Genomic DNA, 22,714 nt, shown 5'->3' with positions numbered 1-22,714 from the left:
CGCCCTCAGCGGTGCGCGTTGCGCGCGGCGGTGCGGTCGAAGGGTTTCGGCGCGCGCTCGGGTCGCGCCGGCATCGCCTTGACCGCCTCGATCACCTTGAAGCCGTCGCGCTGCGCCACCGTGCGCACCTCGCCGAAGCTCGCGTCCAGCACCGACTCGTACGGCAGGTGCCGGTTGGCGACCAGCCACATCCGCCCGCCCGGCCGCAGCGCCTGCGCGGCGACGGCGATGAATCGGCGGCCGATGTCGGGCCGGTCGGCGCGGCTTTGGGTGTGGAACGGCGGGTTGCTGACGATGATGTCGTAGGTCTCCGGCAGGCCACCGGTGACGTCGTGCCAGCGGAAGTCGATCGCGGCACGCGACGCGGACGGCGCCAGGTTGCGGCGCGCGAGCTCCAGCGCGCGCGCCTCGGCCTCGTACAGGTGCAGCGTGTTGATGCCCGCGCAGCGCTCCAGCAGCTCCACCGACAGGTAGCCGAAGCCGGCCCCGAGGTCGGCGGCACGGCCGGACAGGTCGACGGGCAGGTGCTCGGCCAGCAGCTGCGAGGCCGGGTCGATGCGGTCCCACGCAAACACGCCGGGGCGGCTGGCGAAGCGCGTGTCGCCGATCGTGCGCACCTCGTCCAGCGCCAACCAGCGCGCGGCCAACGTGGGGTCGGCCGGGCCGTCCAGTGGCGCGGTCCAGAACACCCGGCACTTGTTCTTGCTGATCGTCTCCAGCGGGCCGGCGATCGCGGCCAGGTCCTGCTCGGCCGAGCGCGCGCCCTCGCTGTTGGGTACACAGGCCAGCACGCGACCACCGGGGGCAAGCGACGCGATGGCGCGGGCCATCAGCGCGCGCGATTCGTCGCGCTGCCTCGGCGGCAACAGCATGACCAGCGGAAAGCGGCGGCCATCATCGGGCGTGGCCAGTGCGATGCCCGAGGCCTCCAGCGCCTGCGCGTCGGGCCGGAAGCTCTGCTCGGCCACCAGGCCCGGGCGCGGCGCGGCGTGCAGCGGCCAGCCGTCACGCGCACGCAGGAACAGCGCGCCCCCCTCCGGCCACGCCAGCCGGCCCTCGGCCAGCGGCAGCATCAGGGTTTCGAGCGCGGGGTCGGCGTCGCGCATGCGCGGGTCATCCAGTTCGTACGGCGGGGCCGGGGATTCTACGCGCCGGCGGTTCCTGCGCCCTGGGCGGCAGGGCGTTTGCGCGCCGGCTTCACAGGCTCCCCGGCAGGGTGCGGCGGTCCCCTGACCCGGAGTGTCGCCATGCGCCTTGCCGTGATCCTGTTCGCCCTGCTGATGCCGGTCATTGCCTGGCTGTCCAACACCGGCACGTTCGGCCCGGACAACGGCACCATCTCCGACCGCTACCCGACCCTGCTGGTGGCGGCCGGGTATGCGTTCTCTATCTGGGGCCTGATCTTCGCGTGGGACGTCGCCTTCGGCGTGTGGCAGTGGCGGGCGGACGCGGCCTCGCGCGCCGTCGAGCGGGCGCGGCCGTGGGCGGCGGCGGGCTTCGCGCTCACCGCACTGTGGATGCCGGTGTTCTCGCAGCAGTGGTTCGGGCTGGCGCTGCTGGTGATCTGGGGCGCACTGGCGTGCATCGCGTCCGCCGCCATCACGCTGGCACGCGACCCGTCGCCGGCGAAGGGCCAGGGCGCTTGGGCGACCGCGCCGCTGGCGCTGCATGCGGGGTGGCTGTCGCTGGCGGCGTTCCTCAATACCGCGCAGGTGCTGGTGGCGTACGAGGTGTTCGACGGAGCGTCGATGCTGGGCTGGAGCCTGGCGCTGCTGGCCGCCGCCACGGTGCTGCTGTTGCTGGTCAACCACCGGCTGGGCGGCCACCTCGCCTACGTCGCCGCGGCGCTGTGGGGCCTGGCGGCGGTGTACGTGAAGCAGTCGCGCGGCGAGCTGCCGGGCGCGGACACGGCCGCGTGGGTCGCTGTCGCGATGGCGGTCCTGCTTCTGGCGCAGACCGCGTGGTTGCACCTGCGCCCGCGCCGCCGGTTGGCTACGCCGGGCCTCTGAGGCCCCGGGCCTCTGAGTCCCGGCCTCGACGGCGAGTCCCCGCCTCGACGTCCCGGCCCGCGGCGGCCTGAACTGCACCCCGCGGATTTCCGTCCCGCAAACGTGCGCTTCATGCCGGTAGAACGGTCGCCCCGACACCCTGCACGCACCCCCACGTGCAAGGAGTCCCCATGCGAGCCCTTTTCATCGGCGGCACCGTCGACAACAGCGAGCTGGACCTGGACGGCACGCAGCCGCCCCGCCACTACCCGGAAAACACCGGGGGCGGGCAGCCGCGCTACCGCCTTCACCACGTCGGCCGGCGCGATGACCGCGTGGCGTACGCGGTGTATGCGCCTGCGGGGCTGGACGATGCCGAGGTCGAGCGCGTGGCCGCCGAGCGCGATTATCCGCGGCGGTTCCAGGCCGAACCCGAGCGCATGGCGAATTGACACCGCGAGCGCATGGCGAACTGACAGCGAGGGTCGTCCAGCTTTTCACGCGGCCATCGCGTACCCCGACGCGCGGTGAACCCGCAGGCGCAGTCGTCTGGGCGTGCGCATCCCGGTCGATGCGGCTGCCGTAGCTGCCAGCCATTGGACATAACCCAGGAGACGCATTCCCAGGCAGCCAGGCTGTATCCGGCGGATCCATGCAACCCGCCGGGCTTTAACGACTTGCCCACGCCATGGGGACGCGCTTCGTACACCGTCCCCCGTAGCGTGGCCCCGTCGCGGTTTCAAACGCGTCGGACGGCATGCATCGGCGTGCACCGACGACCCCATATCCCCCCACAGGAGTCCACCCCCATGAAGATCAAGCTGCTGACCCTCGCCCTCATGTCGGGCATCGCCCTGGCCGCGTGCTCGGCCGACGATACCGACGCCGACATGGCCGCCACGACGCCGGACCCGGCTATGACCGACCCGGCCACCGACCCGATGGCGACGACGCCCGACCCGATGACCGACGATTCGATGGCCGCGCCGGGCGCCGACATGGACATCGTCGCCAACGCCTCCAACTCGCCCGACCACACCACGCTGGTGTCGGCGGTGCAGGCGGCCGGCTTGGTCGAGACGCTGCAGGGTCCGGGCCCGTACACGGTGTTCGCGCCGACCAACGCCGCGTTCGACGCACTGCCTGCCGGCACGGTTGACGGCCTGCTCGAGCCCGACAGCAAGGACCAGCTGACCGGCGTGCTGACCTACCACGTGGTGGAGGGCAGCCTGGATGCCGCCGCGCTCACGCAGCAGATCGAGGCTGGCAACGGCGAGGCCCGCCTGACCACCGTCGCCGGTGGCGAGCTGGTGGCCAAGGCCAACCCGGCCGGTGGCGTCACCATCACCGACGCCCAGGGCAACACCGCCAACGTCACGACCGCCGACCTGCGCAGCAGCAACGGCGTGATCCATGTGGTCGACAAGGTGCTGATGCCGGCGTCCTGACCGGCCCCACGCTCCGTGTTCGGGTGCCGTAGCGCACTCGTCGGCGATGCGGCACCACCGGGGACGGCCCGTGCGCGGGCCGTCCCTTCCTTTTTCTGCCCTTCCTTGTCTCGCGCTGGCGCCAGACCGTGCGGCCGCACCGTGTTGACCGCACGCACACGCCGATCACGCACAATCCCCGGCTGGACTGCCGACCGCCCGTGCGCGGCCGGGGCGCGCACCGCGCACCGGGTCCGGATTGCCAGGGGACACGCTGACCGTGATCGACTTCGCCACGCTGCTGGATGCCTCGCCCAACCCGTACATGGTGCTGGACCGGCAGTTCCGCTACGTGTGGATGAATGCGACGTACCTTTCGGTCACCGGCCGGACGCGCGACGAGCTGATGGGCGTCTCGCTGTTCGATGCCTTCCCGGGCGATCCCGATGATCCGGACGACCCCGGCCACGAGGCGGTGCGCGAACTGCGCGACTCGCTGCAGCATGTCTTCGACACCGGGCAGTCGCACACGCTCAGCGTCATCCGCTATTCGATCCCGCACACCGGCCCCGACGGCGCCACCGTGTTCGAGGAGCGCTTCTGGAGCGCGACCCACACACCCGTACCCACGAGCGACGGCCGCGTCGACCACGTCCTGCAGCACACCGTGGATGTCACCGAGCTGCACCGGCTCGAAGCCGAGCTGAAGCAGCGCCGGCGCGACGACCGCTCCGCGCGTACCGGCCAGCTCGAAGTCGGCGTACTGCATCGCGCGCAGACCGTGCAGGCCAGCAACCGCGCGCTCGAGTCCCAGCGCCGCCACCTGCTGGGGCTGTTCGAGGCCGCGCCCGGGTTCATGGCCTACCTGTCCGGCCCCGAGCACCGGTTCGAGCTGGCCAACGCCGCCTACCTCAAGCTGGTCAACAAGCCCGCCGTCGTCGGCATGACGGTGAACGAGGCGCTGCCGGAGGTCGTCGACCAGGGCTACATCACGCTGCTGGACGAGGTGTTCACCAGCGGGCGCCCGTTCGTCGGCCGCGGCATGCGCGTGCAGATCGGCAGCGATACCCCGGGGCAGACCGAGGACGTGTTCGTCGATTTCGTCTACCAGCCCGTGCGCGATGCCGACGGCGAGGTCATCGGCATCTTCGTCCAGGGCCACGACATCACCCCGCAGGCCCTCGCGCAGGCCGAGCTGGAGCAGTACCGCAACCACCTCGAGGACCTGGTGCAGGCACGCACCCGCGCGCTGGAGGAAAGCGAGGCCGCGTTGCTGCAGGCACAGAAGATGGAGGCCGTCGGCAAGCTGACCGGCGGCGTCGCGCACGACTTCAACAACGTGCTTCAGGTGATCGGCGCCAACCTGCAGCTGCTCGCCGGCGATATCGGCCAGGCCACGCATGCCGTGCGCCACGTCGACGCGGCGATGGACGCGGTGCAACGCGGCGCCAAGCTGGCCTCGCAGCTGCTGGCGTTCGCGCGGCAGCAGCCGCTGGCGCCGGTGGTGCTGGACCTGGGCGAGCGCCTGCGGCGGCTGGACGACCTGCTGCGGCGGACGCTGGGCGAGCGCGTCGAGCTGCACGTGGACGTGGACCCGGCGCTGTCGACGATCGAGGCCGACCCGCACCAGCTCGAGAACGCCGTGCTCAACCTGGCGATCAATGCCCGCGATGCGATGGAGGACGGCGGGCGCCTGGACATCACCGCCTGCAACGCGACCGTTGCCGCCGACGAGCGTCCGAACCCGGAAATGGCGCCGGGCGACTACGTGCGACTGACCATCTCCGATACCGGCCACGGCATGCCCGAGGATGTGGTGCGCCGCGCGTTCGAGCCGTTCTACACGACCAAGGAAGAGGGCCGCGGCACGGGGCTGGGCCTGAGCATGGTGTACGGCTTCGTGCGCCAGACCGGCGGCCACGTGATGCTCGACAGCGCGCCCGGCACGGGCACCACCGTCACCGTGTACCTGCCGCGCAGCGACCAGCCCGCCACGCCGTGGGTCGACCCCGAAACCGGGCCGGTGCGCGGCGGCCATGAGACCGTGCTGGTGGTGGAGGACGACGCCGCGGTGCGCGAGAGCGTGGTCGAGACCGTGCGCTCGCTGGGCTACCGGGTGGTGCAGGCCGCCGACGCGCAGTCGGCGCTGGACCTGCTGGAAGCCGGCATGCGGGTGGACCTGGTGTTTACCGACGTGGTCATGCCCGGCGCGGTACAGAGCCCGGAACTGGCGCGTCGCGCGCGCACGCTGCTGCCGGACGTGGCGGTGCTGTTCACCTCCGGCTACACCGAGGACGTGGTGTTCCACGGCGGCCGGCTCGACCCGGGCGTGGAGCTGCTGGGCAAGCCCTACCGCCGCGAGGAACTCGCGCGCCGGCTGCGGCAGTCGCTGGAGCGGCCCGGTACGCCGGTCGCCGATGCGCCGCCCGCGGCGGATGCCACCTCACCGGCACCCACCGACACGCCCGGTGAGGCGCCGCTGCACCCGCGCGCGGACGCCGGCGGCCTGCACGTGGTGTTCGTGGAGGACGACGACGACAGCCGCCGCACCACCGCGCAACTGCTGGCACGGCTGGGGCATGAGGTGCAGGCCGTCGCCACCGCCGGCGATGCGCTGCGTGCGCTGGATGGCGGCGGCGACGTGCTGCTGACCGACGTGCACCTGCCCGACATGCACGGCGTCGAACTGGCAAGACAGGCGCGCCAGCGCCGACCCGCGCTGCGCGTGGTGCTGGCCACCGGCGACGATGCCGCGGCACTGGCAGGCGGCTCGGTCGCCGATGCCTGCCTGCAGAAGCCCTACGGCGTGGACCAGCTGCAGGCGGCGTTGACCGGCGTCGGCTGACGCCGGCCTCGCCGCTCAGCCGCGCTGGACCATACGCAGTCGGCGACTCAGCCCTGCAGCTCGCGCAGGGTGACCGACGGCGGTGCGTCCAGCACGCGGCGCGTGGCGAACAACCCCGCCGCCAGTGCGGCCACCACGCCCAAGGCGCCGCCGACCGCTGCCATCGCCCAGTTCGCCTGCCACGGCAGGTCGAACACCTGCGTGGCGACGACGCCCGCCAGCACCGACGCGGCGATCGCCGCCACCAGCCCCGACAGCAACCCGATCGCCGCGAACTCCGACGCCTGCGCCAGCCGCAACTGCCGCCGGCTGCCGCCGAGCACGCGCATCACGCCGCCTTCCAGCAGGCGCTCGTCCTGGCTGGCGCTGACGGCCGCCATCAACACCAGCAGGCCGGCGACCAGCGAGAAATAGAACACCACCTCGACCACGGTCGAGACCTGGTCGGCGGTGCTGCGCACCTGCTTCAGCACGGCGTCGACATCGATCACCGACAGGTTGGGGAAGCGCTCCACCAGCGCGCCGGTAAACCCGGTATCGGTGGGCGGCACGTGCACCGCGGTGATGTGGCTGGCGGCGAACCCGTCCAGCGAGCCGGGCGAGGCGATGACGAAGAAGTTCGGCTGGAAGCTTTCCCAGTCGACGCTGCGCAGGCTGGTCACGGTGCCCTCGAACGGCTGCCCGGCGATGTCGAAGCCGACCGTGTCGCCGATCTTCCAGCCCAGCGATTCGGCGAAGTCCTCCTCGATCGACAGCTCAGGCGAGGCCGGCAGCGTCGCGCTCCAGAACTCGCCGGCGACCACCTCGTTGTCGTCGCGCAGCACGTCGACCACCGACAGGTTGAACTCGCGGTCGGCGCGGCGCCGCGCGCGGTCGCCTTCGTCCTCGTAGTCCTCGCCGGTCACCGCCTCGCCGTTGTGGCTGGCCAGGCGCGCGCGGATCATCGGGAACAACACCGGCTCGGCCACGCCGCGCCCGGCGATGAAGCCGCGCACCCCGGCGACCTGGTCGTCCTGCACGTTGATGATGAAGCGATTGGGGGCCTCGGCCGACAGCGCCAGCTGCCAGCGGTCCAGCAGGTCGGTACGCACGAAGGTCAGCAGCAGCAGCGCCATCAGCCCCAGGCCGAGCGCGGAGATCTGCGCGACGCTGGTGCCGGCGCGGCGGCTGACGTTGGCCAGGCCGTAGCGCAGGCTGCCGCGCAGGCGCGTGCGCAGCCGGCGCACCAGCGCGATCAACCCCCACGCCAGCAGCGCCAGAACCGCCAGCGTGGCGACGATGCCCAGCAACATGGCGGTGGCCAGTTCCGGCGAACCGGCCTTCCACCACAGCAGCACGGCCAGGCCGCCCAGGCCCACGGCGGCCACCGCCCACGCGCTGGGTTCGGTGGGGTCGAGGTCGCGGCGCAGCACGCGCAATGCCGGCACGCGGCGCAGCGCCAGCACCGGCGGCGCGCCGAAGGCCATCAGCACCACCAGGCCGACGGCATAGCCCTGCAGCGCCGGCACCGGGCCGGCGGCGGGGATCGACAAGGTCAGTGCGCTTTCCAGCCAGCCGCCGATCACCCATTGCAGCGCGAATGCGATCGCCACGCCGACCGTGCTGGCCAGCAGCCCGAGCAGTAGCAGCTCGCCCACGTGCACGCCGACCAGCGTGCGCTGGCTGGCGCCCAGGCAGCGCATCACCGCGGTGCCCGACAGGTGCCGCTCGCTGTGGCGGCGCGCCGCCATGGCGACGGCCACGGCCGCCAGCACCACCGACACCAGCGCGGCCAGTCCGAGGAAGCGGCCGGCCCGGTCCAGCGCGGAGCGGATCTCCGGTCGCGCGTCCTCGATGGTTTCCAGCCGCTGGCCACGGCCGAGGTTGTCGCGCGCCACATTGACGAACTGCTCCACCGCGTTGCTGTCACCGGCCACCACCAGGCGGTGGCGCAGGCGGCTGCCTTCCTGCACCAGCCCGGTCGCGTCCAGGTCGGCGAGGTTGAGGAACACCTTGGGCGCGACGTTGAAGTAGTCCAGCGCGGCGTCCGGCTCCTGCGTCACCAGTGCCGCCAGCCGCAACTGCGACTCGCCGATGCCGACCGTGTCGCCGATGCGCGCGCGCAGGGTTTCAGCGCCGGCCTGGCTCATCCACAGCGTGCCCGGTGCGGGGATGCCGCCGGCCGCCCGCGGCGCGCCGCCGGCCTCATCGATCACGGTGAACTGGCCGCGCAGCGGAAAGCCCTCGCCCAGCGCGCGCAGGTCGCCCAGACGCAGGTTGGCGGTCTCGCCCTGGCCGACGCGGATCATGCTGTCGAGTTCGACCGTGCGCGTGCGTTGCAGGCCGACGGCATTCGCTGCGTTGTCGATCGCCTCCGTGGGCGGCGCGTTGCCGCGCACCACCGCGTCGCCGCCGAGCAGCCTGTTCGCCTCGATCGCCAATGCGCGCTCGGCACGGTCGGTGACGAAGCCCACCGCGGTCACCGCGACCACCGCCAACACCAGCGCGGCCAGCAGGATGCGTACGTCGCCGGCGGCCAGGTCGCGCCGCAACTGGCGCCAGGCCAGCGCGGCGATGCGGCGCGGGCCGATCGTTACGGGCACGCGCGTGACCGGCGCGCTCATGCCGCCTGGCGCTCGTCTTCGACCAACCGGCCGCTGTCCAGCCGCAACCGGTGGCGGCAGCGCACGGCGAGGTGGTCGTCATGGGTGACCAGCACCAGCGTGGTGCCGGCGGCGCGGTTGAGTTCGAACAGCAGCTCGATGATCGCCTGGCCGGTGTGGGTGTCGAGGTTGCCGGTGGGCTCGTCGGCGAACAGCAGCGACGGCCGCGTCACGAACGCGCGCGCCAATGCCACGCGCTGCTGCTCGCCGCCCGACAGCTGGCGTGGGTAGTGGCCCAGTCGCTCGCCCAGCCCGACCTTCTGGAGGATCGCGCGCGCCGGTGCCTCGACGTCGCCGTCGCCGTCGCCGCGCAGCTCCAGCGGCAGCATCACGTTCTCCAGTGCGGTGAGCGACGGCAGCAGCTGGAAGTTCTGGAACACGAAGCCGACGCGCTCGCCGCGCACCCGGGCGCGGCCGTCCTCGTCCAGCGACGACAGCACCGTGCCGTCCAGCACCACGCGGCCGTCGCTGGGCGTGTCGAGGCCGGCCATCAGCGACAGCAGCGTGCTCTTCCCGGAGCCCGACGCGCCTACGATCGCCACCGTGTCGCCGTGGGCGATGTCGAAGGTCAGGCCATCGAGGATGGTGAGCTCGCCGGACGGCAAGGTGACGCGCTTGCCGAGGCCGTCCACGTGCAGTGCCGGATGTGCAGCGGGTTGCCGGGGTCGCGGGGTCGGATCGGGTCGGTCGGCCATGGGGTCTCTACTGGAAAGGGATGTTGCATCGACGGTTGACACGCAGGCCCGGGCTGCGGGCAAGCTGCGGTCTTCGCGGCCCGGTACGGGCCGGACGCCGCACGATGAACGGAGATACGACGAAATGACGTCCAGATATGCGGCATGGCGCCGCCGGGTTCAATGTGCCATCGGTTTGCTGGTGCTGGCCGGTGCGATGGCCATCCCGGCCCTGGCCCAGTCCAGCGCGGCCGCGCGCGCCCTGCCCGCGGGCCAGCGCACGGTGCTGGTGATGGGCGATTCGCTGTCGGCGGCCTACGGCCTGCGGGCGTCCGAGGGCTGGGTCGCCTTGCTGGGCCAGCGGCTGTCGCGCGAGCACCCGGCGTGGCGCGTGGTCAACGCCAGCGTCAGCGGCGAGACCACCGCAGGCGGCGCCTCGCGCATCGTCGGCGAACTTCGCCGGCATCGGCCCGACGTGGTGGTGATCGAACTGGGCGCCAACGACGGCCTGCGCGGGCTGCCGACCCTGCAGACCCGCATCAACCTGGCGCGCATGATCGGCGCGGCGCACGGTGCGGATGCGGAGGTGCTGCTGGTCGGCATGCGCATGCCGCCGAACCTCGGCGCCGACTACACGCAGGCGTTCGAAGGCAACTACACCGCGCTTGCCGAGCGCTTCGATACCGCGCTGCTGCCGTTCCTGCTCGAACCCATCGCGCTGGACCAGGCCGCCTTCCAGGGCGACAACCTGCACCCCGTCGCGTCGGCGCAGCCGAAGCTGCTCGAGCATGTGTGGCCGGCGTTGGAGCCGTTGCTGGATTGAGGTGGGCATCGTCGCTTGGAAAGCACCCCCTCCCAACCTCCCCCTGCATGCAGGGGGAGGGGCCAACAGCGAAGCCGGGGTCGCTCCCTCCCCTGCCTGCAGGGGAGGGTTGGGGAAGGGTGCCTTTTATCGGCTACAGCCCTGCACCCCCACCTACAATCCGGTGACCCCCACCCAACCGGAGCCACCCCATGCTGACCTTCCACCACTGCCCGCAGACCCGCTCCTCCAGCGTGCGCTGGCTGCTGGAAGAACTGGGTGTCGACTACACGGTCGAGCGCGTCGACCTGCGTGCCGAAGGCGGGGTGCCCGATGCGTACCGCGCGGTGCAGCCGCACAAGAAGGTGCCCGCAATCATCCATGACGGCGTCACCGTCACCGAGCGCTCGGCGATCACGATCTACCTGTGCGATGCGTTCCCGGAGGCTGGCCTGGCACCCGCCATCGGCGATCCACGCCGCGGACCGTACCTGAGCTGGCTGGCCTACAGCGATGCGGTGATGGACCCCAACATCGCCGCGCGCTTCAACAAGTGGCAGTACGACGCGCGCACGGTGTCGTTCGGCACGTTCGAGGACATGCTGGCGCACGTGGAGCGCACGCTGGCCGCCCACGACTACGTCACCGGCGATACCTTCACCGCGGCAGATGTCCAGGTCGGCAGCCTGCTCAACTGGACGGTGCGCGTGTTCAAGCTGGTGCCGGAAAGCCCGGCGATCGGCGCCTACCTCGACCGGCTGCAGGCGCGCGAGGCGTTCCAGCGCGCGCAGGCGCTGGACGCGGCGTAACTCTCAGCCGGGCACGCCGCCGGCGTCGTCGCGGCGCAGGTGCTGCAAGCCCCACGTCATCGCCGCGCACAACGCGACCGCGCCGGCCCAGCCCGTCGCGGCGCCGGCGCCGTCGGGCAGCAGCCCGGTGAACGCCGGTATCCACTGCGGCCCGTACATCGCCAGCGCGCCGGCGGCGACGACCGCCAGCAGGCCCGACAGCAACCGCTGCAGCCAGGCTTCGACGCGCTCGTCGACGCGCGGCGCGCCCGCCACGCGTGCGGCGACCTGCGCGGCGAAGTCGGCCGGCATCGGCGACACCGGCGGCTGGCGCAGGGCACGGGCGATCATGCGGTACTGCGCGGTGCGCGCATCGCCGTGGCCGGCGTCGAGCTTCAGCCGTTCGGCGCGCAGCGCACGCTCCTGCGCCTCCCACTCGCGCGGGTCGATGCCGGCGCCATTTGGAGTCGGGGTGTCGCGGTCTTCGGGATTCATGCGTGTGCTCCCATGCGTGCCTGCAGCCGCTCGCGCAACAGTGCGCGGCTGCGGAACAGGTGGCTCTTGATGGTGCCCTCGGCGATGCCGGTCATGCGGGCGATCTCCACGATCGGCACCTCCTCCAGGTGATACAGCGTCAGCAGCGTGCGCTGCAGCGGCGGCAGCGCCTCGATCTGCGCGTGCAGCAGCGCCGCCATTTCGTCGTCGGCGGTGGCGGCCTCCAGGTCGAAGCCGTCGCTCACGGTGTCCATGGGCGAGAACGCCTCGCCGTCGTCGTCGCCGGCCACGGGTTCGACGATGGGGATCCGCTTGCGTTCCAGGTGCCGCTTGGCCACCGAGTACGCCACCTGCCCGATCCACGACTTCAGCGCGCTCTCGAAGCGGTACTGGTGCAGGCACTGGTGCACCCGCAGGAACGCCTCCTGGCAGAGCTCGGGGGTGTCGTCGGGGTGCCGGACCATGCGGTCGATGATGTGCCAGCACAGGCCCTGGTACTGGCGCACCAGGCGCTCGAACGCGCCGGCGCGCCCGGCCAGTACGTCCTCGACGAGGGCGCGGTCTTCGCTCAAGCGGGGCGCCCGGTGGGGCTGCGGGGTGGAATGCGCGTGGCCATCGACGCAGTGGATACGCCCACCGGCGGATCGGTTGCAAGCACCCGTCCGGTTCAAGTGCCGCACGAGCGCCTGCAACCGGCGGCCGGTCCGCCGTATCCCTTGCCCCAAGTCGCATCCCGCGCCTGACCGAGACCCCGCCATGAACCTCGACGTCCTGATCCCCATCACCCTGTTCGTCTGCATCGCCTACGCCATCAAGGCGGTGGTCGACGCCCGCGTGCGCAGCAAGCTGATCGCCAGCAACGGCTCGGAGGACCTGGTGCGCGCCATGCTCGCCGGCGAAGAGCAGCACCGCCGCCACGCCTCGCTTCGCTGGGGCATCGTCCTGACCGCGCTGGCGCTGGGCTTCGCCCTGATCGAAGGCTTCGCCTGGGACCAAGTCACGCCGGGCGTGATCGCCGTGCTGCTCGGCGTGACCGGTCTGGGCAACCTCGCGTTCTACTTGGTCTCGCGTCGCATCCGCTGATCGATTCCAACACGCCGGCCCTGCCCGTCAGTCGTCGGGCGGGGCCAGGCGCGCTTCGAAGCGGTCGTGCACGTGCCGGTTGATGTAGCGGTTCAGGCCCCGCCCGGCTTCGGCCAGCCGCTGCATGTCGGCGATGGCGCCGGCGCCACAGGAGGCGACGGAGTAGCGGTAGGTGGCGCCGTCCTTGAACCGCACGACCAGCGCATCGTCTTCGATCCGGTACGCCACCACGCCCGAGGACCCGGCCCGGTCGGCGTAGCGCTCCACCGTCAGCGTCCGCCCAGCAGCGGGTAGGGGTTGATGGCGCTGCCCTCCCACCACCGTTTTTCCGGGCCCAACTGGAAGATGGCGAAATGCAGGTGCGGCGCGTCGTCGCTGGCGTTGCCCGTGCTGCCGACGTAGCCGATCACCTGGCCGCGCCGGAGCGTGTCGCCCTCGTCCAGGCCGGCGGCGTAACGGTCCAGGTGGGCGTAGTAGTAGGCGTATCGGCCACTGGGCTCGAACTGGTAGATCGTCAGCCCGCCGGCGTCACTGGTGAACAGCTTCTCGACCGTGCCATCGGCCACCGCCAGCACGGGCGTGCCACGCGGCGCCATGATGTCGATCGCGTCGTGCACGCGGCTCTGCCCACGGGCGTCGTTGAAGGTGTCCAGCAGCGCATCGACGGCGATGCCCTTCACCGGGATGAGCAGGCCCGACGGCCCGATGGTGCGCATCACCGAGCGCGCGGGCGGTGCGGGGCGCGGCGTGGTGTCGGTGGTCGATACGTCGGGCAGCGGCGGCGGTGCGATCGACGCGTCCGGAACCGGCACCGGATCGGGACGGACGGGGGCGGCCGGGATGTCATCCCGTGCCGGGGGCTGCCCGACCGCGGGTGTTTCGGCGGCAGGCGCCGACGCCGAGCCGGGGCGCGCTACCTCCGGATACGTGGCCGGCGGCGTGTCGCGGGTCATCGCGAAGTACAGCAGGTTGGCGCCCGCCAGCAGGCCGACCGCGAACAGCAGCACCGCTCGCATCAGGCGCGGGCCCCGGGGGTGCGCCTCGGGCGCCGACGGGTCCCGGGCGCTCATGCCGACACCCCGTGCGCATGGCAAGGCCGCATGGCGGATGCCTGCGGCCGGCGGGGACAACGGAGGGAGGGGTCTCGGGGAATGGGGCGCATGCACGGCCTCGGAACCATGGACACCCGATGCTGCGCAGCGCCCGCGTGCGGTTGCGTGAAGGCAGCCCGCGGGCGTTCACGCAACGCTTTGCAATCCAGCCGCCCGCACCGGCGCCCGCTTGGCACCGGGTGAGCGACCGCCCGTCGTCAGTGCGCCCGCCGGGTAACCACTCCTTAACCCGTGCGGGGTAAAGTCGTTTTCGCAGGGGGGCTCGACACTGGAGCACAGGACATGATGATTGCGCATCGTGTTGACAGCGTGTCGCCGGCGGATACGGCCACCGTGTCGCGGGACATCGAATCCCTTGCCCTCACCTACGGCGTGGAAGCGCGTCGCCACTACGGCGACTGCAGCTGGGAGGACGTGCGCCCGAAGCTGGCCGCCGGGTGGCCGCGATTGTGCGCCTCGCATGAGCCTGCTTGGGATGCCGTCGCCCTGCTCGTCCACAGTGGTTGGCTGAGCGCGCACGAAACGGCCTGAGCCCGGCACGGACGCACTGCGACATCGCCCTAGTCGAAGGTCGGCAGCGCTTGCCGCGTGGCGGCGTCCCACCCCTCCCAGACATCGCCCTTGAGACGCGCTGCCCGCTGCAGCGCGCGCGCCATCGGATAGTCCGCGCCCGAGCGCGTGCGACCCAGTTCCGACCAGCGCAGCGGGACCGCCACGCCGGCCTCCTTGCGCGCACGCAGCGACCAGCTGGCGACGCTGGTGGCCCCGCGGCCATTGCGCAGCCAGTCGATGAAGATCACGCCCTTGCGCTTGGCCTTGCTGGCCGTGGCGACGTAGCGCGTGGGCTGGTGCGTGGCCATCGCATCGGCGAAGGCTTCGCAGAAGTCGCGCACCTGCGTCCACGTCGGCCCGCGCTGGATGGGCGCCACCACGTGCAGTCCCTTGCCGCCCGACAGCCGCACGAAGCTCGCCAGCCCCGCCTGCTCGAGCTTGTCGCGGATATCGCGAGCACCCGCGACGATGGCCTTCCATGCCACGCCCTCGCCGGGGTCCAGGTCGAACACCAGCCGGTCGGGGTGTTCGACATCGCCCACCCGGGCGCCCCACGGATGCAGCTCCAGGGTATTCATCTGCACCAGGTCCATCAGCCCGGCGACGTCGTCGATGAAGAGATAGTCGTCGTTGCCGCCGCCCTTCTCGCGGATCGGCGTGGCATGCACGTTGGCACCCAGCGCGTCGGCGTGGTGCTTCTGGAAAAAGCACGTGCCTTCCACGCCGTCGGGGCAGCGCAGCAGCGACAGCGGCCGGTTGACCACCTCCGGGAGCAGGTGCGGCGCGATGGCGCGGTAGTAGTCGGCCACGTCCTGCTTGGTCAGCTTGAGCGCCGGGTACACCACGCGTCCCGGGCTGCTGATGGTGGTGGCGTCCTCGGTTGTCGTTTGTTCGCCCACGTCGCGTACTCCCTTGTCATCGCGGATCCGCATGAAGCTGGCGTGCCGCAGCAGCCCTTCCTTGCCCCAGCCGCGGTAGGCCACCTCGACCACGACCGCCGGCTCCACCCAGTGCACGTCACCGGCCTTGAACGGCACGTGCGCGGGCAGCTCCAGTACCGCGGCCTTGCGCTGGTCACGGCGCAGGCGGTCGCCGAGGCGCCGCAGCAGCGCATCGTTGAAGCCGGTGCCGACACGGCCGACGTAGCGCATGTGCCCCTGGTCGAACGTCGCCAGCAGCAACGAGCCGAAGCCGCGGCGCGAGCCCTTGGGCGCGGTGTAGCCGACGATCACGAACTCGTCGGCCTGCGAGTGCTTGATCTTCAGCCACGTGGCCGAGCGCCCCGGTGTGTACGGCGCATCCACCGCCTTGCTGATGATGCCTTCCATGCCCTGTCCGCCGCTGGCCTCGAACACGCGTGCGCCGTGGCCGACGATGTGCTGGCTGTAGGCGACCGCGCCGGCGTCGGCGTCGACCAGCAGCTGTTCCAGCAGCGCCTTCCGGTCGACCAGCGCCGTCCTCGTCAGGTCGACGTGTTCCAGCACCGGCAGGTCGAAGACGACATAACGGAGCGTGGCCGTGTCGCGGCCCGACAGGGTGTGCTGGAGCGCGGCGAAATCGCTGCGGCCGTCGGTGTCCAGGGCGATCAGTTCGCCGTCCAGGCAACCGTGGTCCAGCCCCAATGCGTCCAGTGCGGCGACGATGTGCGGGTGGTCGCCGGTCCAGTCCAGGCCGTTGCGCGAGCGCAGCCGCACGCGGCCGCCTTCGATGTCGGCCAGCATCCGGTAGCCGTCCCACTTGAGCTCGTGCAACCAGCCATCGCCCGGGGGCGGTGCTGATTTCAGGGTGGCCAGTTGCGGTTGCGGCAGCGGGCCGCGCCAGTCGCGCGCGCCGTCCAGCGCGCGGGCGCGGCCCGCCCAATCCTGGCGCTTCGTCTTTCGCTTCGCCTTTTCCGGCGCCACCGCTTTCCGGGTGGAGGGCGACTTCGCCTTGGCGCGGGAGGCGCGCTTGGGCGGCGACCGGCCCGTCCCGCCCTTGTCCGGCGGCACGAAGTCGTCGGCCTCGGCATCGATGGCCTCCGCATCGTCGCGCTTGATCAGCAGCCACTGCGGCTTGGCCCCGCGCATGCCGGTGCGCACCAGCTTCCAGCCGCCGCGCAGCACCGCGCCTTCGAGCACGAAATCCAGCTTGCCGGCGGCCATCGCTTCCAGCGGGTCGCCCTGGCTGCTCCACACGCCATGGTCGAACACGTCGACATGCCCGGCGCCGTAGTGGCCCTCGGGGATGTCGCCCTCGAAGCCGGCGTAGTCCAGCGGGTGGTCCTCGACCTCCACCGCGAGCCGCTTCTCGCCCACCCGCATTGACGGGCCCTTGGGCACCGCCCAGCTCTTGAGCGCGCCGTCGATCTCCAGCCGGAAGTCGTAGTGGCGCGCACGCGCATGGTGCAGCTGCACCACGAAGATCGGCCGCTTGCCGCGCCGCGTGGCTGCGCCTTCGCCACTGGGCTCCGGCGTGCCGTCGAAGCGGCGCTTGCGGGCGTATTCGCGCAGGCTCATGCAGGGGCCCGGCCCGGGTCAGGCCGCCTTGCGCGCCTTGGACCGGGACGCGGTCTTCTTGCCGGCCGCCTTGCCGGCCTTCTTCGCGGTCGACTTGCCGGTCGCTTTCTTGGCGGCCTTCCTGGTCGTCTTTTTCGCCTTCGTCGACTTGGCGGCCTTGGTCGTCTTGGATGTCGTCCTGGATGCCTTCTTCTTCGCCGGGGTGCGCGTGTTGCGGTCGATCGACTGCTGCAGCAGCGCCATGAAGTCGACCACGTTGGTGGTCGCGTCCTCGGCGACCTCCGGTTCTTCGTCCTCGCGTTCGACCACGCCCTTGGCCTTCATCCGCTTCTGGATGACGTCCTGCAGCCGCTCGCGGAACTCGTCGCGGTACTGCTCCGGTTCCCACTCGCTGGTCATCGAGTCGATCAGCTGTTCGGAGAACTTCAGCTCCTTGTCGGTGATGCGGTACTCGCCCTTGGCCCCCTCCGGGATGCGGTACTCGTCGACGTCCACCAGCTCCTGCGGATAGCGCATCATCAGCAGCATCAGCGCGTGCCCGCACGGCACGATCGCGCACAGGTGCTCGCGGGTGCGGATGACCACGCGCGCCACGCCCACCTTGCCGGTGCGGGCCAAGGACTCGCGCAGCAGCACGTAGCCCTTCTCGGCCTTCTTGGCCGGCACCAGCACGTAGGGCTTCTCGAAGTACTGCGGGCCGACCGCCTCGCGTTCGACGAACGCCTCGACCTCGATCGCGCCGTGGCTCTCGGGCGCGGCGGACTTGATGTCCCCCGGCTCAAGGACGACGTAGCTGCCCTTGTCGTACTCGAACGCCTTGACGATGTCCTTCCACGCCACTTCCTCGCCCGTCTCGGCGTTGACCCGCTCGTAGCGGATCGGCGTGTTGTTGCGCGAGTCCAGCATGCGGAACGAGATGTCCGTGCGCCGCTCGCCGGACATCAACGACACGGGGATGTTGAGCAGGCCGAAGGAGAGGGTGCCGGACCAGACGGGGCGGGCCATGGGGACTCCGGAATGCGTCGCGGGGCGGGCGGCCGAGCATGCCGGGCGAGTCGTGATGCCGGTGTCGCCAGCGCGGGCGGCCGGTCAGCCGCTCTCGCGAGCGGCCAACCGGCGGTTGCGCCGGTAGATCAGTTGGCCGGCAATCGCCGTCACCAGCAAGGCCAGGTTGGTCACCACGAACACCCAGTTGTCCACCAGCCAGCTGTAGATCGTGAAGCCCGTGCTGGCGGTGAGCTGGCCAATGAACAGCCACTGCGAGAGGCCGTCGGTGCGGCGCTCCTTCCACTCCTTGTAGACCTGCCGGCCGAGCGTGGCGAGCAGCACCGCCGAGGCGGCCCAACCCAGCCAGTCAGCCGGCTCCATGGCGCGCCTCCGGACGCATGGGCAACCCCGACATCACGACGCCGACAGCGCGCGCTCGATGTCCGGCAGCGGCGAACGTGTCAGCGTCTTCGACACCTCTGCGACCATCCGCTGGCCGACCTCCTTGTGCAGCAGCGGGCGCATCTGGCCGAGCGTGCGCGGGTCGGCCACGAGCACCACGTGGTCGTACTCCTGCCGCAGCGCCCCTTCGTTGAGCCGATGGGCCAGCTGCTTGGCGAAGGTGGCTTCGTCGATCCGCATGCCCGACTCGGGCGGCATCACGCCCGCGGGGCCGTCGTCATTGATGTCCGTCGGCTCCAGCACACTGTCCTGGTGCAGCGACAGGCGGAAATCGGTGCCGGCGTTGCGGAACAAGCGGGCACCGTTGCCGTCGGCCACCATGACCAGGGCGTTGGCGGGAATGCGCGGCATCGGCGTGGTCGACATGGAAGCTCCTTTGCGTAGAGGGGAGCCACGACACTAGGCGCGCGCTTGTTACGGCCGCGCAGTCGCGGTGCGAAGGATTCATGCAGACGCGCGTGCGCTTCAGGCGTGCATCAACAGGCAGTCGATCGCGTCCAGCCCGATGTGGATGAGCAGGCCGATGCCCACGATGCGCGTCCGCCGGGGCAGCGTGAGCACCGTATAGACGCCGATGGCCGGCGCGGTGTGCAGCGGATGGAAGCCGATGCTGCACCGGCCGGGCGCGTACACGGGGTCGGCCAGCAGGTGATCCAAGTCGATCAGCCAGGCCAGCTGCATCAGCATGAACGCCTTCCAGAACCGGTCGCGGTACAGCGTCCACGCCAGCAGCGCGGGCACGGCGACGTGCAGCAGCAGGTGGATGGCGGCGCGCGGTTCCATGGCCGGTGTGCGGAGGGTTCGGGGCGGGCCGCCACTCTGGCCGGCGCCGCCGCGCCACGCAATCGACATCGAATCGCGATGGCTTCACCCGCCGCCCGCAGTCATGCGCGTAGCGTGCCGGCCTCCCCCGACACTTCCGGAGGCCGCCCGTGACCGCCACCGCCGAATGCGTTTACACCGCCGAGGCCGACCTGGCCCGGTTGCGGGCGCTGATCGCCCAGCTGCCCAACGATGCGCATGTCGAACTGCACCTGGACGACGAGCGCCGGGTGCGCGGCACGGTGGCCGCCCGGCCCACGCTGCAGGTCTTCGTCGACGCCGCCGGGCGCGAGGGCATGAACGCGCTGGTGCGACTGGAGGATCCGGCGATGGACGCGCCCGAATCGGCGCACGTGTACGACGTCTGGCTGGACCGGGTCGCCGAGGTCAGGCACTGCCTCTCGGCGGGCTGACGTCGCCTGCAACCGCGCCGGGCGCCGGTTGCACCGACACCAGCAGTGCACCCTGCCCCGCATGCGCACCGATCGCCGGTCCGGTTTCGACCAGGTGGCCGGCATCGACAGCCAAGGACGACCGCAGCGCGGACAGCAGCCGCTCGCCGTCACCGGCGGCGTCGCAGTGCCCCACGATCAGGCGCCAGCGCATGCCGGCCGGCAACCGGCGCGCGACGTAGCGTGCGAACGCTTCGGGTGCGCGCTCGCGCGCGAACAGACCACCGCACACACCCAACCGACCGTCCGGTTTGAAACGCGCCACCGGCGTCAGGCCGGTCCATCGCACCAGCGGCGCGGCCCACGCCGGGATACGGCCGCCGCGCACGGCATGGCGGATGTCGCGGGCCATTGCCCAGGTGAGTGTCAGTGGCCGCAGCCGTTCGAGTTCGGCCACGACCACCGCTGCGTGCGCGCCGGATGCCGCCAGCTCGGCCGCATGCCACGCCAGCAGCGCCTGCCCGCCGGCGGCGTTGAGCGTGTCGAACACGTGCACGCGCCTGCCTTCCACCCGTGCGGCGGCGTGTTCCGCGGACTGCAGGGTGCCGGACACGGCGCGCGACAGGCCGACGTAGACGACATCGGCGTGGTGCGAGCGCAGGCACTCGAACATGCGCCTGAAATCCCCCGGCGGCGGCTGGCTCGTGGTCGGCAGCGGCGCGCCGGCGGACGCGCTGTCGTGCATGCGCCGGTAGAAGTCGGCCGTCGCAAGGCCGACCTTGTCGAGGTAGTCACGGCCGTCGACCGCCACCCGCACCGGCACTTCGTGCACGACCAGCGCGTTGGCGACATCGGCCGGCAGGTCCGCGGCGGTGTCGACCACCACCGCCACCGGCTGACGGGTCGCGGCGCTGCGCTGCTGGCGCAGCATGTCGTCGGCTTTCATGCCCTCGACGCGGCCGAATGCGGCGCAGGCGTCGTACAGCGCCTGCGGCGCGGCGACATGGCCGTGTACGCGCACCCGGCTGGCGCTGCCGGCCACCACCACCGAGTCGGCATTGAGTCCCTGCAATACCGTGCGGAGCCGGTCGCGGTCGATGCCCTCGCCCAGCACCAGGCACTCGGTGCACCAGCGCCGCACCGGGTCGAACGCCTCGTGCGCGTCTTCGGCATGAATGGGTAAGCCGCCGTCGTTGGCTGCCGCCGGCGCGCCGTGCATGCGCAGCGCGCGCGGGCCGCCCTCGATGAACTCGGCAATGCCCTCCAGCAGGTCGACGAACCCCTGCGCGCCGGCATCCACGACGCCGGCGCGCTGCACCAGCGCCATCTGCCGGGGCGTGTCCGCCAAGGCCCGGCGTGCATGGTCGAGTGCGCCGTCGAAGCCCAGCCACCTATCGCCCGGGCCGCGCTGCGTCTCCATCGCGTGCGCAAACGCATCGATGACGCTGAGGATGGTGCCTTCGACCGGTTGGGCTAGGGCGCCCCGGGCACTGGCGGCGCCCTGGCGGATGGCGGTCGCCAGGGTCGGCCCGTCGAGTACGTCGGCGTGGCGCGCCGCCTCGGCGACGCCCTGGAGAAACTGCGCGAGGATCGCGCCGGAATTGCCGCGGGCGCCGTCGATGGCGTCGTCGCCGACGCGCTGCAGCAGGCGGCCGACGTGGCCGTTCCGCTCGCGCAGCACGCCGTCGAGCAGCCCGGCCAGGGTCTGGGCGAGGTTGGTGCCGGTGTCGCCGTCGGCCACCGGGAATACATTGATCCGGTTGAGCCGGTCGCGGCCGGCGATGACGCGCCGGGCGCCAGCGATCAGTGCCCGACGCAGGGCGGGTGCGGTGAGGGTGGTCTCTGCTGGCACGGGCTCGGTGGTCCGGGTGGTGGTGGCACGGATGAGTGGCCCGGAGTCTGCCCGATCCCGCGCAGTCCCAATGCTGCCCTGCAGCAGTGCAACCCTCGGCCGCCCGGCCGCATCCCTGTGGGGAGATGCCGGCGACAGCCGGTCGCCATGGCCGGTCGCCGAATCGCGCTATAGTCCGTGACTGGCCGGACTCCGCCCACCGCCGAGGACCCGAAGATGACCCGAATCCACCGCCTGATCCTGCCGGTCGTGTGCGCCGTGGTCGTTGCGGGCGCCTCGGTTGCCGGCGCCCGCGAGGTCAAGCACAGCACGCCCGGCAGTGGCACGTGCGACGAGGCCACGTCCGACGCCTCTGCCCGCAAGCCGTCGACCGCAGTCCGCGTGGACGCACGGCCTGCACGCGAGACCAAGGCCCGCCCGAGCGTGCATGGCGATGCCCCGACCGGCGGCCGCCTGCAATCCCCGCGCTGGCACAGTTTCCTCCCGGGGATGTTCCGCTGATCCAGGTACGGCGGTAACGGCTTGTTCGACCTGCTCAAACGCCTGCGCGGCACGCCCCACCCGATCGACCCCGCCCTGTGGCGCGACACGCGCGATGCGCTGCCGTGGCTGCGCCCGCTGGATGCCGAACGCGATGCGCGCCTGCGCGCCCTGTCCGCGCGGTTCCTGCACGAGAAGACCATCACCCCGATCGGCGAGCTGGCATTGGACGCCCGCCAGCGCTGCATGCTCGCGGCCCTGTGCTGCCTGCCGCTGCTGGAATTCGGTGAAGCCGGCCTGCGCGGCTGGTCGCAGCTGATCGTCTATCCCGACGCGTTCCGCGTGAACCGTACCCACGTCGACGCCGCCGGCGTCATGCACGAGTGGGAAGACGAACTCATCGGCGAAGCCTGGCAGGCCGGCCCGCTGGTACTGTCCTGGGCCGACGTGATGGCCGACTGCGAGGACCCGACCGCCGGCTTCTGCGTGGCCACGCACGAGATGGCGCACAAGATCGACGCGCTCGACGGCGTCCTGGACGGCACGCCGCCGCTGCCACGCCCGTGGCAGAAGCAGTGGGCGGCCGACTTCCAGCGCGCGTTCGACGCGCTGGCCGCGCAGGTCGATGCCGGACACGACACCGCCATCGATGGCTATGCCGCCGAGGCACCGGAAGAGTTCTTCGCGGTCGCCACCGAGTACCACTTCAGCGACCCGGCCCTGCTGCGCGAAACGATGCCGGACGTGGCCGACCACCTGCGTCGCTTCTACGGTAAACCGCCGCTCGCGCGCGGCTGACGCGCCGGCCGCCCGCGC

24 protein-coding genes are annotated in these 22,714 nt (G+C 71.6%); 11 read left to right on the top strand and 13 right to left on the bottom strand.

Features of this window, described 5'->3' with window-relative positions; all coding sequences use genetic code 11:
* Positions 1-5 precede the first annotated feature (5 nt).
* Positions 6-1,106 carry a class I SAM-dependent methyltransferase gene (locus K6753_RS11775; RefSeq protein WP_223676650.1) on the bottom strand — a complete coding sequence of 367 codons (1,101 nt, stop codon included), beginning with the start codon at positions 1,104-1,106 and terminating at the stop codon, positions 6-8.
* Positions 1,107-1,247: 141 nt separating this feature from the next.
* Between K6753_RS11775 and K6753_RS11770 the strand changes: the two genes are divergently transcribed.
* The 4 genes from K6753_RS11770 (at position 1,248) to K6753_RS11755 (ending at position 6,260) form a co-directional block, all read left to right on the top strand.
* Positions 1,248-2,009: a hypothetical protein gene (locus K6753_RS11770; RefSeq protein WP_223676649.1), complete on the top strand. Its 762-nt coding sequence runs from the start codon at positions 1,248-1,250 to the stop codon at positions 2,007-2,009.
* A 170-nt stretch (positions 2,010-2,179) separates the two neighbouring features.
* Positions 2,180-2,440, top strand: coding sequence for a hypothetical protein (locus K6753_RS11765; protein WP_223676648.1), 261 nt, complete (start codon positions 2,180-2,182; stop codon positions 2,438-2,440).
* Positions 2,441-2,929: 489 nt separating this feature from the next.
* Positions 2,930-3,436, top strand: a complete 507-nt coding sequence (locus K6753_RS11760) for a fasciclin domain-containing protein (RefSeq protein ID WP_223676689.1) — start codon at positions 2,930-2,932, stop codon at positions 3,434-3,436.
* 259 nt (positions 3,437-3,695) lie between these two features.
* The gene (locus K6753_RS11755; protein ID WP_223676647.1) at positions 3,696-6,260 is read left to right on the top strand and encodes a response regulator; all 2,565 of its coding nucleotides are present in this window, start codon (positions 3,696-3,698) and stop codon (positions 6,258-6,260) included.
* 47 nt (positions 6,261-6,307) lie between these two features.
* On the opposite strand, the gene K6753_RS11750 is transcribed toward K6753_RS11755, so the two are convergent.
* A complete protein-coding gene (locus K6753_RS11750) occupies positions 6,308-8,863 on the bottom strand; it encodes an ABC transporter permease (RefSeq protein ID WP_223676646.1) in 2,556 nt (851 codons plus the stop codon).
* Positions 8,860-9,597, bottom strand: a complete 738-nt coding sequence (locus K6753_RS11745) for an ABC transporter ATP-binding protein (protein ID WP_223676645.1) — start codon at positions 9,595-9,597, stop codon at positions 8,860-8,862. The genes K6753_RS11750 and K6753_RS11745 overlap by 4 nt, the downstream gene beginning before the upstream one ends.
* Before the next feature lie 124 nt (positions 9,598-9,721).
* On the opposite strand from K6753_RS11745, the gene K6753_RS11740 reads away from it, so the two are divergent.
* Both K6753_RS11740 and K6753_RS11735 read left to right on the top strand, forming a co-directional pair.
* Positions 9,722-10,399 (top strand): arylesterase, encoded by a 678-nt coding sequence (locus tag K6753_RS11740; RefSeq protein WP_255591708.1) that lies wholly within the window; start codon positions 9,722-9,724, stop codon positions 10,397-10,399.
* A 191-nt stretch (positions 10,400-10,590) separates the two neighbouring features.
* Positions 10,591-11,187: a glutathione S-transferase family protein gene (locus K6753_RS11735; protein WP_223676644.1), complete on the top strand. Its 597-nt coding sequence runs from the start codon at positions 10,591-10,593 to the stop codon at positions 11,185-11,187.
* A gap of 3 nt (positions 11,188-11,190) precedes the next feature.
* Here K6753_RS11735 and K6753_RS11730 read toward each other — a convergent pair whose 3' ends face one another.
* Both K6753_RS11730 and K6753_RS11725 read right to left on the bottom strand, forming a co-directional pair.
* Positions 11,191-11,661, bottom strand: coding sequence for a hypothetical protein (locus K6753_RS11730; protein ID WP_223676643.1), 471 nt, complete (start codon positions 11,659-11,661; stop codon positions 11,191-11,193).
* Entirely contained in the window at positions 11,658-12,233 is a 576-nt protein-coding gene (locus K6753_RS11725; RefSeq protein WP_223676642.1) for an RNA polymerase sigma factor, read from the bottom strand. Before K6753_RS11725 ends, K6753_RS11730 begins: the two co-directional genes overlap by 4 nt.
* Positions 12,234-12,417: 184 nt before the next feature.
* Between K6753_RS11725 and K6753_RS11720 the strand changes: the two genes are divergently transcribed.
* Complete coding sequence (locus K6753_RS11720) at positions 12,418-12,744, top strand: DUF6249 domain-containing protein (protein ID WP_223676641.1); 327 nt, start codon at positions 12,418-12,420, stop codon at positions 12,742-12,744.
* A gap of 27 nt (positions 12,745-12,771) precedes the next feature.
* On the opposite strand, the gene K6753_RS11715 is transcribed toward K6753_RS11720, so the two are convergent.
* Together K6753_RS11715 and K6753_RS11710 are read right to left on the bottom strand one after the other, a co-directional pair.
* On the bottom strand, positions 12,772-13,011 hold the full coding sequence (locus K6753_RS11715) for a hypothetical protein (RefSeq protein WP_223676640.1): 240 nt from the start codon (positions 13,009-13,011) through the stop codon (positions 12,772-12,774).
* Positions 13,012-13,013: 2 nt separating this feature from the next.
* Entirely contained in the window at positions 13,014-13,760 is a 747-nt protein-coding gene (locus tag K6753_RS11710; RefSeq protein ID WP_223676687.1) for a M23 family metallopeptidase, read from the bottom strand.
* A gap of 378 nt (positions 13,761-14,138) precedes the next feature.
* Here K6753_RS11710 and K6753_RS11705 point away from each other — a divergent pair, with 378 nt between their 5' ends.
* A complete protein-coding gene (locus K6753_RS11705; protein ID WP_223676639.1) occupies positions 14,139-14,387 on the top strand; it encodes a hypothetical protein in 249 nt (82 codons plus the stop codon).
* A 29-nt stretch (positions 14,388-14,416) separates the two neighbouring features.
* Here the strand turns inward: K6753_RS11705 and ligD are convergent, their stop codons facing one another.
* The 5 genes from ligD to K6753_RS11680 all read right to left on the bottom strand — a co-directional run bounded on the left by ligD (position 14,417) and on the right by K6753_RS11680 (position 19,135).
* Positions 14,417-16,903, bottom strand: a complete 2,487-nt coding sequence (gene ligD, locus K6753_RS11700) for a DNA ligase D (protein WP_223676638.1) — start codon at positions 16,901-16,903, stop codon at positions 14,417-14,419.
* Positions 16,904-16,921: 18 nt separating this feature from the next.
* Positions 16,922-17,908, bottom strand: a complete 987-nt coding sequence (gene ku / locus K6753_RS11695; RefSeq protein WP_223676637.1) for a non-homologous end joining protein Ku — start codon at positions 17,906-17,908, stop codon at positions 16,922-16,924.
* 84 nt (positions 17,909-17,992) lie between these two features.
* The gene (locus tag K6753_RS11690) at positions 17,993-18,271 is read right to left on the bottom strand and encodes a PQ-loop domain-containing transporter (RefSeq protein ID WP_223676636.1); all 279 of its coding nucleotides are present in this window, start codon (positions 18,269-18,271) and stop codon (positions 17,993-17,995) included.
* Between the two features lie 33 nt (positions 18,272-18,304).
* On the bottom strand, positions 18,305-18,718 hold the full coding sequence (locus K6753_RS11685; protein WP_223676635.1) for a host attachment family protein: 414 nt from the start codon (positions 18,716-18,718) through the stop codon (positions 18,305-18,307).
* 99 nt (positions 18,719-18,817) lie between these two features.
* Positions 18,818-19,135, bottom strand: a complete 318-nt coding sequence (locus tag K6753_RS11680; RefSeq protein WP_223676634.1) for a DUF6122 family protein — start codon at positions 19,133-19,135, stop codon at positions 18,818-18,820.
* Between the two features lie 149 nt (positions 19,136-19,284).
* Here K6753_RS11680 and K6753_RS11675 point away from each other — a divergent pair, with 149 nt between their 5' ends.
* Positions 19,285-19,587, top strand: a complete 303-nt coding sequence (locus K6753_RS11675; RefSeq protein ID WP_223676633.1) for a DUF3247 family protein — start codon at positions 19,285-19,287, stop codon at positions 19,585-19,587.
* Here K6753_RS11675 and K6753_RS11670 read toward each other — a convergent pair.
* On the bottom strand, positions 19,562-21,418 hold the full coding sequence (locus tag K6753_RS11670) for a DegV family protein (protein ID WP_223676632.1): 1,857 nt from the start codon (positions 21,416-21,418) through the stop codon (positions 19,562-19,564). The two genes, K6753_RS11675 and K6753_RS11670, sit on opposite strands and share 26 nt — an antisense overlap.
* A 216-nt stretch (positions 21,419-21,634) precedes the next feature.
* Between K6753_RS11670 and K6753_RS11665 the strand changes: the two genes are divergently transcribed.
* A complete protein-coding gene (locus K6753_RS11665) occupies positions 21,635-21,919 on the top strand; it encodes a hypothetical protein (RefSeq protein ID WP_223676631.1) in 285 nt (94 codons plus the stop codon).
* A 21-nt stretch (positions 21,920-21,940) separates the two neighbouring features.
* Entirely contained in the window at positions 21,941-22,696 is a 756-nt protein-coding gene (locus K6753_RS11660; protein WP_319936673.1) for a M90 family metallopeptidase, read from the top strand.
* The last annotated feature ends 18 nt before the right edge of the window (positions 22,697-22,714 follow it).

It is taken from the genome of Novilysobacter selenitireducens (genome assembly GCF_020026895.1).
Taxonomy (GTDB): Bacteria; Pseudomonadota; Gammaproteobacteria; order Xanthomonadales; family Xanthomonadaceae; genus Lysobacter_C; species Lysobacter_C selenitireducens.
Note: the sequence above shows the minus strand (reverse complement) of the source record. Positions and strands in the feature narration are given on the sequence as shown.

Bases quoted from the DNA above. Each gene is read 5' to 3' on its own strand.
- K6753_RS11775 (WP_223676650.1), bottom strand. From the start codon at position 1,106: ATGCGCGACGCCGACCCCGCGCTCGAAACCCTGATGCTGCCGCTGGCC.
- K6753_RS11770 (WP_223676649.1), top strand. From the start codon at position 1,248: ATGCGCCTTGCCGTGATCCTGTTCGCCCTGCTGATGCCGGTCATTGCC.
- K6753_RS11765 (WP_223676648.1), top strand. From the start codon at position 2,180: ATGCGAGCCCTTTTCATCGGCGGCACCGTCGACAACAGCGAGCTGGAC.
- K6753_RS11760 (WP_223676689.1), top strand. From the start codon at position 2,930: ATGGCGACGACGCCCGACCCGATGACCGACGATTCGATGGCCGCGCCG.
- K6753_RS11750 (WP_223676646.1), bottom strand. From the start codon at position 8,863: ATGAGCGCGCCGGTCACGCGCGTGCCCGTAACGATCGGCCCGCGCCGC.
- K6753_RS11745 (WP_223676645.1), bottom strand. From the start codon at position 9,597: ATGGCCGACCGACCCGATCCGACCCCGCGACCCCGGCAACCCGCTGCA.
- K6753_RS11740 (WP_255591708.1), top strand. From the start codon at position 9,722: ATGACGTCCAGATATGCGGCATGGCGCCGCCGGGTTCAATGTGCCATC.
- K6753_RS11735 (WP_223676644.1), top strand. From the start codon at position 10,591: ATGCTGACCTTCCACCACTGCCCGCAGACCCGCTCCTCCAGCGTGCGC.
- K6753_RS11730 (WP_223676643.1), bottom strand. From the start codon at position 11,661: ATGAATCCCGAAGACCGCGACACCCCGACTCCAAATGGCGCCGGCATC.
- K6753_RS11720 (WP_223676641.1), top strand. From the start codon at position 12,418: ATGAACCTCGACGTCCTGATCCCCATCACCCTGTTCGTCTGCATCGCC.
- K6753_RS11710 (WP_223676687.1), bottom strand. From the start codon at position 13,760: ATGCGAGCGGTGCTGCTGTTCGCGGTCGGCCTGCTGGCGGGCGCCAAC.
- K6753_RS11705 (WP_223676639.1), top strand. From the start codon at position 14,139: ATGATGATTGCGCATCGTGTTGACAGCGTGTCGCCGGCGGATACGGCC.
- ligD (WP_223676638.1), bottom strand. From the start codon at position 16,903: ATGAGCCTGCGCGAATACGCCCGCAAGCGCCGCTTCGACGGCACGCCG.
- ku (WP_223676637.1), bottom strand. From the start codon at position 17,908: ATGGCCCGCCCCGTCTGGTCCGGCACCCTCTCCTTCGGCCTGCTCAAC.
- K6753_RS11690 (WP_223676636.1), bottom strand. From the start codon at position 18,271: ATGGAGCCGGCTGACTGGCTGGGTTGGGCCGCCTCGGCGGTGCTGCTC.
- K6753_RS11685 (WP_223676635.1), bottom strand. From the start codon at position 18,718: ATGTCGACCACGCCGATGCCGCGCATTCCCGCCAACGCCCTGGTCATG.
- K6753_RS11680 (WP_223676634.1), bottom strand. From the start codon at position 19,135: ATGGAACCGCGCGCCGCCATCCACCTGCTGCTGCACGTCGCCGTGCCC.
- K6753_RS11665 (WP_223676631.1), top strand. From the start codon at position 21,635: ATGACCCGAATCCACCGCCTGATCCTGCCGGTCGTGTGCGCCGTGGTC.